The organism is Vibrio sp. 03_296 (assembly GCF_002265885.1).
Genome location: NZ_NPKW01001291.1, coordinates 1 through 747 on the forward strand (window position 1 = coordinate 1; position 747 = coordinate 747).

Annotated in this window: 2 protein-coding genes; both read left to right on the top strand. The window is 47.7% G+C overall.

All coding sequences use genetic code 11. From position 1 onward, the window contains the following. Nucleotides 1-264 (top strand): tyrosine-type recombinase/integrase (locus tag CIK04_RS31615; protein WP_176463492.1); only part of this gene is annotated, 264 nt, incomplete at its 5' end. Then, nucleotides 261-747: transposase zinc-binding domain-containing protein (locus CIK04_RS31620; RefSeq protein WP_142995056.1), on the top strand; the 487-nt coding region annotated here is incomplete at its 3' end. The genes CIK04_RS31615 and CIK04_RS31620, both read left to right, overlap by 4 nt.

Genomic DNA, 747 nt, shown 5'->3' on the forward strand with positions numbered 1-747 from the left:
GGAGCACAAAAAGCACTTAAACAGGTTGTACAGGAATGTGGTATTCATAAGCGAATTACCCCTCACTCACYCCGACATTGCTTTGCAACCCATCTCCTAGAGCAAGGGCTTGACCTGCGTTCACTGCAAATCCTTCTTGGTCATGCGAGTTTAAATACAACGGCTCGTTATACTCAACTCACACAACTCAAGTTACATGATGCGAATCAAGCTCTCAATCAACTGGCTGACCGCCTGCACCTCGACTGGGAGCTGACCGTATGAGCACTTTTATCGACCTATTGCGCCAACATCGTCACGAGCTTGAACTAGACTATGGTCATCACTTTAACAGCGATATCAAGCGAGCCATCTCCGCCATGTTACGCTGTAAAACAGAGAAACAAGGACTCTCGCAGTGGTATTGCTCCCACTGCCACCATGATGACCGTCTCACTCTCTCGTGTGGAAATCGTCACTGCCCGCAATGTCAGTATCGTACAACATCAGACTGGCTTGAAAGGCAGAAAAGTAAGCTGCTTCCAGTTCATTACTACATGGTAACCTTCACATTACCTTATGAACTGAGAAGCTTAGCTCGCTCTGCTCCCCGAGCACTTTATCAAACCATGTTCCGCGTGGCTTCATCTACGTTAAAAGACTTTGCTCAAAGGCAAACCCAAGGTGAGCTGGGATTTACTATCGTCCTTCATACACACAGCCGAAAGCGAGAGCTACATCCTCACTTGCACGTTATCGTTGCGGGAG